The organism is Leptothoe sp. PORK10 BA2 (genome assembly GCF_034932105.1).
Taxonomy (GTDB): Bacteria; Cyanobacteriota; Cyanobacteriia; order Phormidesmidales; family Phormidesmidaceae; genus Leptothoe.
Genome location: NZ_JAYGIG010000089.1, coordinates 1 through 7,157 on the forward strand (window position 1 = coordinate 1; position 7,157 = coordinate 7,157).

Consider the following 7,157-nt stretch of genomic DNA (forward strand, 5'->3'; position numbering starts at 1 on the left):
GTGAGCCAGGACTCAAGCATCTTTTAATTCTCAGAATCGCATGGGTGAATCAACGCTTTGATGAGGTATTTCCCGCAGTTCCTAAAAGCTCTTTGAAACACCCATCCCACAACACTTAATTACGCCCGGATATACCCTAACTTTCTCAAAGGCCGCTATTAGCGGTCTTTTTTATGCCAATCAGTGATGCCCAGAAGATCGGTAATCACCATGCCAGCCAATGTCATTGCCTTAGTTAACTTGATACCATAGTTCTATCTACAGAAAGGTACAGAATATTCATCCTTACCCAGGGCCTTAGGCATTCATGTCCTAAGAATTCAGGGAATGTGAATAATTTTGAAGTACTATATCTAATGCCTGGGGCGGCGATTAAGTTGTCCCCACTTTTCCAAGTCTGCTTTCGCTCTAAATGGTCCTGAAATGGTCCAAAAGGTGGTCAAAAACTGTTTGGAGACGTAGTTAACCCTAGAGAATTACCATGAAAGATCTCAGTCGTTATAGAAACATCGGCATTTTCGCCCACGTAGACGCGGGCAAGACCACCACCACTGAGCGGATCTTGAAGTTGACCGGTAAGGTACACAAGATCGGTGAGGTGCATGATGGTGCGGCCACCACAGACTTCATGGACCAGGAAAAGGAGCGCGGCATTACCATTCAGTCCGCCGCCACGTCTTGCTTCTGGAATGACCATCAGCTCAACATCATTGATACCCCTGGACACGTAGACTTCACCATTGAGGTGTATCGTTCTCTAAAAGTACTGGACGGTGGTATCGGTGTATTTTGCGGTTCCGGCGGTGTAGAGCCCCAGTCTGAAACCAACTGGCGCTACGCTAACGATTCTGAAGTAGCGCGCATTATCTACATCAACAAGCTGGACCGCACCGGTGCCGACTATTACCGGGTGGTGCAGCAGGTGAATGATGTATTAGCCGCCAAACCATTGGTGATGGTGCTACCCATCGGTATTGAGAATGACTTTAGCGGTGTGGTTGACCTGCTGACCGAAAAAGCTTGGGTTTGGGACGATTCTGATGATCCCATGAACTACCAGATCACCGACGTGCCCGAGGACATGCTGGATGATGTGGCCGAGTGGCGCGAGAAGCTGATTGAGCTGGCCGTTGAACAGGATGACGTCGTCATGGAGAAATACCTCGAAGGGGAGGAAATTTCCATCGATGAGCTGAAAAAATGTATCCGTAAGGGTACCCGTGACTTAGCTTTCTTCCCCACCTACTGCGGTTCTTCCTTTAAAAACAAGGGGGTACAGCTGATACTAGACGCCGTTGTGGACTACCTGCCTAGTCCCACGGAGGTGAAGCCCCAGCCTGAGGTGGATATCGAAGGTAACGAAACCGGTGGCTTCGCCAAGGTGGATCCTGACTATCCCCTGCGCGCGTTGGCGTTCAAAATTATGGACGACCGCTACGGTGCCCTCACCTTTACTCGGGTGTATTCCGGCACCCTCAAAAAGGGTGATACCATCCTCAACACCGCCACTGGTAAAACTGAACGGGTGAGTCGCATCGTTGAGATGCATGCCGATGACCGCGAGGAAATAGACAGCGCCCAGGCCGGTGACATTATTGCCCTGTTGGGGATGAAGACCGTCCAAACCGGTCACACCCTCTGTGATCCTAAGAAGCCAGCAACGCTGGAACCCATGGTCTTCCCTGACCCCGTAATTTCCATCGCCATTGAAGCGAAGGATAAGGGCGGTTCTGAGAAGATGGGGATTGCCCTAGGCAAAATGGTCCAAGAAGATCCCTCCTTCCAGGTGGAAACGGATCAGGAAAGTGGTGAAGTGATTCTGAAGGGAATGGGCGAACTGCACCTGGATATTAAGGTGGACATTCTGAAGCGTACCCACGGTATTGACGTATCCGTAGGTAAACCTCAGGTGGCCTACCGTGAGTCCATCACAAAGGTGCTAAACGATAGCTACACCCACAAGAAGCAGTCCGGTGGTTCTGGTCAGTTCGGTAAGATTGAGTACACGATCGAACCGAATGAAACCGGTGCAGGCTTTACGTTTGAGTCCAAGGTGACCGGTGGTAGTGTCCCCCGTGAATTTTGGCCTGCGGTGGAGAAGGGCTTTGCGTCCTGTATGGAAAAGGGCATGCTGGCCGGATTCCCTGTAGTGGACTTTAAGGTCACCCTGACCGATGGTGGTTTCCACCCGGTTGACTCCTCTGCCATTGCCTTTGAAATCGCCGCCAAGGCTGGCTACCGTCAGTCCTTTGTCAAAGCCGGTCCCCAGATTCTGGAACCGATCATGGCCGTAGATGCCTTTGCCCCCGAAGACTACGTGGGCGATGTGATCGGCGACCTCAACCGTCGTCGCGGCATGATCAAGTCCCAGTCACCCGGTCCAACTGGTGTCCGCATCAAGGCAGACGTTCCCCTGAGCGAAATGTTTGGTTACATTGGTGACCTGCGCACCATGACCTCCGGCCGTGGTCAGTTCTCCATGACCTTTGATCACTATGCCCCTTGCCCCAGAAACGTGTCCGAAGAGGTGATCAAGGCAGCCAAAGAGCGCCAAGGCGTCGCTGCCTAGGGCGCGAACAACCTCTCTAGTTAAACAATGAATGAGTAATCCTCGGCTAGGTAACTGCCGAGGATTTTTTTATGAGGCGTCGTTGCCTCCTATATCACTAGGGGATTCCCCAACCATAATGGCGCATCCCACATTCCGCCCTTTAACTGGCACATCAAAACATTAATAACGAGGCCAGTAGATCACAGCATCCTAAGAAGTGTTGAATTCTCAATAAGCTAAACCTATTGAGAATTCACAGAAAATAGTTCACCTGAACTAAATTGAGGTCAAACCCTTTTCCAGAGAAGGTTTCAAATTTAATACCTGAGTGTGCCAGTTGGAAGTGCAGAATGTCGGGCGCATCTATCAAACCCTGGTTTTCTCCAAAACCCGGTTTAACTTGCCGCTTTTGTACCCTTCCAAATCCAGGGTCACATAGGTAAATCCATAGTCCTGGAATGCTGCCACCAGGGTTGCCAAATCCACCCTGGCCATAAAGTCCTTAATCTCCTCCGGCGGCAGCTCAATCCGGGCCGTTTCCCCATCGGAGCGCACCCGCAGATCGCGTACCCCCAGCTGACGCAAATAGCGTTCACACTGGCCCACCCGATGCAGCTTTTCCGTTGTGATCAGTTCGCCATAGGGAAACCGTGAACTTAAACAGGGTTGAGATGGCTTATCCCACCAGGGGAGCCCCAAATATTTCGATAGTTCCCGCACCTCTAGCTTGCTCAGACCCACCTCTGCCAACGGAGACCGCACCCCCCGTTCCTTAGCCGCCTGGATGCCGGGGCGATAATCCTGGAGGTCATCGGCATTTAAACCGTCCACCACATAGGGGTAGCCTTCGGCCAGGGCGAGGGGTTTCAAGGTGTCGTGGAGTTCGCTTTTGCAAAAGTAGCAGCGGTTGGTGGGGTTACTGGTGTAGTTGGGGTTGTCCATCTCATGGGTATGGACAATGCGGTGGGTTAGGCCCATAAACTCAGCCTGATGTTTAGCTGCATCTAGGTCCTCTAGCATCAGCGATGGCGACTCGGCGGTAACAGCTAGGGCTTGATCACCCAGGACATCGTGGGCAATCTTGGCCACCAGGGTGCTGTCAATGCCTCCGGAGTAGGCGATCAGGGCGCGGTCCATAGCGTGGAAGATCGACTGAAGCTGCTGCAGTTTTTGGGTGATCATAAAGGCTTGAAAGGGTTGGAAGGTGTCTTCAGTCGGCAGTGGTTGTATGTTTAGCCTAGCTAAGAAATGAAGCTTTTATAAAGGGTTTCAATAATTCTGTTTGGCATAAAAATGCTTGACGATAAGAAAAATCCCGTTTCGGGAGGGGTAGTCCAAAGGCCGAGATGGGTTTCGATCGTTTGCGCTAACGGGGAACCTACCTCGTTACTCCTTCCAGGAGGGGAAGATATTTTGGCTTGGGTTATTGGGGGATGATTTGGGATTTGGCCTGGGTTACTATTGGCTTTACTAATCAAGCATCCGTAAAAAATCCCATGGCTGATAAGAAAGAACTAACCCATCCGCAGTATAAGAAGGACCGGGAGGTAGTGACTGGCCTCCTAAATGGTGAGGCGACGGACTTTAATTTGATTGAGCTAGCCCGACTACGGATTCGCTATGACGGGTTTCCAGGGGCGCGGGATATCCAGCAGGATTTGGATAAGGCCTTGGCGAACTGGTCCCTGACGGAGGATGAGCTAATGGCAAAAACCCGCGAGATTCATCAGACGGAGATGCTGTATAAGGCACAGCGGACGAAGAAGGAGGATTGGAGTTAAAAGTAATTTTTAGGAAAAGTTGGGTTCACTGGTGTATATCACCCTAATCGCACAGTAACCCTTATTGATGAACAAGTTAGCAATTGTCGGAATTGGTGTAGGTGTTCTTTCTATTGGCCTATATTTCGGTGCCAATCTCTACGGCACTAAGGTGGCCGAGGCCAAGGTGAATAAACTAATCAACAGCATGGAAGAGGATAACCTGGCTGTTGAGTATAAGGATATTAGCTATAAAGCTCTGGCCCAGGATGTGCATGTGGAGAATGTGACTATTAAGTCTAAGGATGATCCGGGGGAGATGACCATCGAGAAGGTGATCATCCGTGAGATTGATGAAAAGTCAGATGTACCTAAAGCTTTTGATGCTTCGATTCAGGGTTTGGTGGTGGATCTAAACCAGCCGGAACAGTTGGAAATGGCGAACTTTTTGAAGCAAGCTGGCTATGATAGCGAGCTAAAGTTCGACATTGATACTAAGTATCGCTACGACCAGGCTAAGCGGGAGATGAGCGTTGATACGTTTAAGGTGAGTGCTGATCAGGTGGGTGATCTGAGTATCAACATGAAGCTGGGTAATGTTGATGTAGAAGATTTTGAGTCCCAGAAGACATCGCCACCGGTGGATACAATTTTCCATGGGTTTGAGATTACCTATCGGGATAATTCGTTTGCTGATAAGCTCTTTGCGGCCATGGCGGCTGAAAAGGGTGTCACGGTGGATGAGTTGAAGGCCCAGATGACGAGTCAGCTGACGGGGGCGAGTCAGTTTTTGGTGTCGTCGGATAATCAGGTGGCGACGGATGCGGTGAATGAGGTGGTGGCGTTTATTGAGAATCCGGAAGGGTTTAGTGTTTCGATGAAGCCGGAACAGCCATTGCAGTTTGCGAGTTTGATGGGTGAGAATCCTGACAATTGGGTGGATATGCTCAATATTGAGATTAAGTCTTTTTAGGGGCTTGCACAGTCCCGGAGGGTGAGTCGTGCCCACCCTTGAATGCCGTTATTTCGCAACACCTTTGTTGCAAAATAACGGCATTATGATGCATGGGGAGAATTGTCGGTCAAATTGGAGTTTACGCTAAACACTGGCAGGTAATATGGGTTGGTTTAATTAGTCTGAAAGTGTTGCTGAACCTAAGAATGGTTCTATCTGCAAAGGCACCGTTACAGAGTACTTCATAGGGTACTTCAAGCAGATCGGATGGTAAAACTTTGCCGTTACTGATCCTCGCGATGGTTTTACCTGTAAAACGTTTTTCTATGGTATTTCAAACAGATCGGTTCATCTCCTAAATCAGCAATGGCCAAAACTTAAAGTCATGAATTGGCCTTAGGGGTCGTAAAGAAATAACTTCACACTTTTTAGCTAGAATATGGCATATCCCGAGTATGCCGAGCTATCAATCTTGTGTCCAACCGAATCGTACATCAATGTCAATGCCCCATTTGCCAAGCCCCAGCCTCGCACCCTGATAAAGAATTGCACGCTCAGATGAATCTCTATCTGAGTCGTCTGGACGAGCAGCAACGTCGTTGGTATGTAGCGCTAGAGGCTAAAAAGATGGGGCATGGTGGCACCCAATACATGTCCTTAGTGACTGGAATGCACGTCAATACCATTCGACGTGGACGACGAGAATTAGATGAGGGATTAGTCAGTCGTAGGGCAAATCGCGTCCGTTCCCCCGGTGGCGGACGTTTACCCATTGAAAAAAACACCTGAAATTCTCTCATGGCTTGATGATTTGATTGAAGGAGAAGTTGCTGGAGATCCCATGAGCGGGCAGCAATGGTTACGACGTGACCTTCGATATCTCAGTCGAGCGTTACAGGCATCTGGGGCAAGCGTCAGCCATATGACTGTTAGACGGTTACTCAAACAACAAGGCTATTCCCTCAAGGCTAACCGCAAAGAGCATAGCCCATCTAGCTTGGAGCGAGACCGTCAGTTTCGCTATATTGAGCGAGTCAAACGCTTATTTGTCCGCGCAGGCCATCCAATCATTAGCGTGGATGCCAAAAAGAAAGAACTGATTGGCAACTTCAAAAATCCTGGGCGTTCCTGGCAACACGCAACTGAAGAAGTGGATGTACATGACTTTCCATCCTCTGGCATCATCCGAGCTACACCCTATGGCATCTATGATGTGTGTCATAACTTAGGCTATGTCTATGTGGGCATTTCTGCTGATACCGCTGAATTTGCTGTCGATGCGATTAGTCGTTGGTGGCAACGTCAAGACCGTCCCCAGTTTACGGATGAATCCAAACTGTTGATTCTCTGTGATAGTGGCGGTAGCAACGGTTATCGGACACGGAACTGGAAAAAGCAACTACAAGAGATACTAGCGGATCCTTTCCAAATTGAGGTCATGGTCTGCCATTATCCCACTGGCACATCCAAGTGGAATCCGATTGAACATCGATTGTTCAGCTTTATCAGCTTGAATTGGGCAGGGGTGCCATTGCGTTCTTTGAAAATTATTCTGAACTTGATTCGAGGGACAACGACTGATACTGGGCTTAAGGTTCAGGCGGCTTTAATCAGGCGTCACTATGCCACTAAAGTGAAAGTTTCAGACCAAGAGATGGCCATGCTTAATCTTTCCAGACGAAGCATTTGCCCCCAATGGAACTACATTCTCAGACCTCGGGCTAAAACCGACTCAAAAGTGTGAACTTATTTCTTTACAAGCCCTAAGGGCGTAACCGGTGTTCCTCGGCCATCAGTAAAGGGGCTGAAGTATTGTCAGTTGGAGGTTGTAGAGCATCAAGCAGGAAATAGGACTAGAGTTGGAATATGAACGCCAATCTAGTCCCAACAA

General features: G+C 49.3%; 6 protein-coding genes. 5 read left to right on the forward strand and 1 reads right to left on the reverse strand.

What is annotated here, in order from left to right; genetic code table 11:
- The first annotated feature begins 481 nt into the window (after positions 1-481).
- Positions 482-2,569, forward strand: coding sequence for an elongation factor G (gene fusA, locus VB741_RS14345; protein WP_323365868.1), 2,088 nt, complete (start codon positions 482-484; stop codon positions 2,567-2,569).
- Positions 2,570-2,917: 348 nt separating this feature from the next.
- On the opposite strand, the gene larE is transcribed toward fusA, so the two are convergent.
- Positions 2,918-3,733, reverse strand: coding sequence for an ATP-dependent sacrificial sulfur transferase LarE (gene larE / locus VB741_RS14350; protein ID WP_323365869.1), 816 nt, complete (start codon positions 3,731-3,733; stop codon positions 2,918-2,920).
- 314 nt (positions 3,734-4,047) lie between these two features.
- Between larE and VB741_RS14355 the strand changes: the two genes are divergently transcribed.
- The 4 genes from VB741_RS14355 to VB741_RS14370 all read left to right on the forward strand — a co-directional run bounded on the left by VB741_RS14355 (position 4,048) and on the right by VB741_RS14370 (position 7,010).
- On the forward strand, positions 4,048-4,332 hold the full coding sequence (locus VB741_RS14355; protein ID WP_323365870.1) for a DUF3288 family protein: 285 nt from the start codon (positions 4,048-4,050) through the stop codon (positions 4,330-4,332).
- A gap of 67 nt (positions 4,333-4,399) precedes the next feature.
- The gene (locus VB741_RS14360; protein ID WP_323365871.1) at positions 4,400-5,284 is read left to right on the forward strand and encodes a hypothetical protein; all 885 of its coding nucleotides are present in this window, start codon (positions 4,400-4,402) and stop codon (positions 5,282-5,284) included.
- A 540-nt stretch (positions 5,285-5,824) separates the two neighbouring features.
- Positions 5,825-6,055, forward strand: coding sequence for a hypothetical protein (locus VB741_RS14365; RefSeq protein ID WP_323365872.1), 231 nt, complete (start codon positions 5,825-5,827; stop codon positions 6,053-6,055).
- A complete protein-coding gene (locus tag VB741_RS14370) occupies positions 6,021-7,010 on the forward strand; it encodes an ISAzo13 family transposase (RefSeq protein ID WP_323365873.1) in 990 nt (329 codons plus the stop codon). Before VB741_RS14365 ends, VB741_RS14370 begins: the two co-directional genes overlap by 35 nt.
- Positions 7,011-7,157: the final 147 nt, after the last annotated feature.

What these genes read in the sequence shown, in the direction of transcription:
- VB741_RS14365 (WP_323365872.1), top strand. Translation starts at nt 5,825, where the DNA reads ATGAATCTCTATCTGAGTCGTCTGGACGAGCAGCAACGTCGTTGGTAT.
- larE (WP_323365869.1), bottom strand. Translation starts at nt 3,733, where the DNA reads ATGATCACCCAAAAACTGCAGCAGCTTCAGTCGATCTTCCACGCTATG.
- VB741_RS14360 (WP_323365871.1), top strand. Translation starts at nt 4,400, where the DNA reads ATGAACAAGTTAGCAATTGTCGGAATTGGTGTAGGTGTTCTTTCTATT.
- VB741_RS14355 (WP_323365870.1), top strand. Translation starts at nt 4,048, where the DNA reads ATGGCTGATAAGAAAGAACTAACCCATCCGCAGTATAAGAAGGACCGG.
- fusA (WP_323365868.1), top strand. Translation starts at nt 482, where the DNA reads ATGAAAGATCTCAGTCGTTATAGAAACATCGGCATTTTCGCCCACGTA.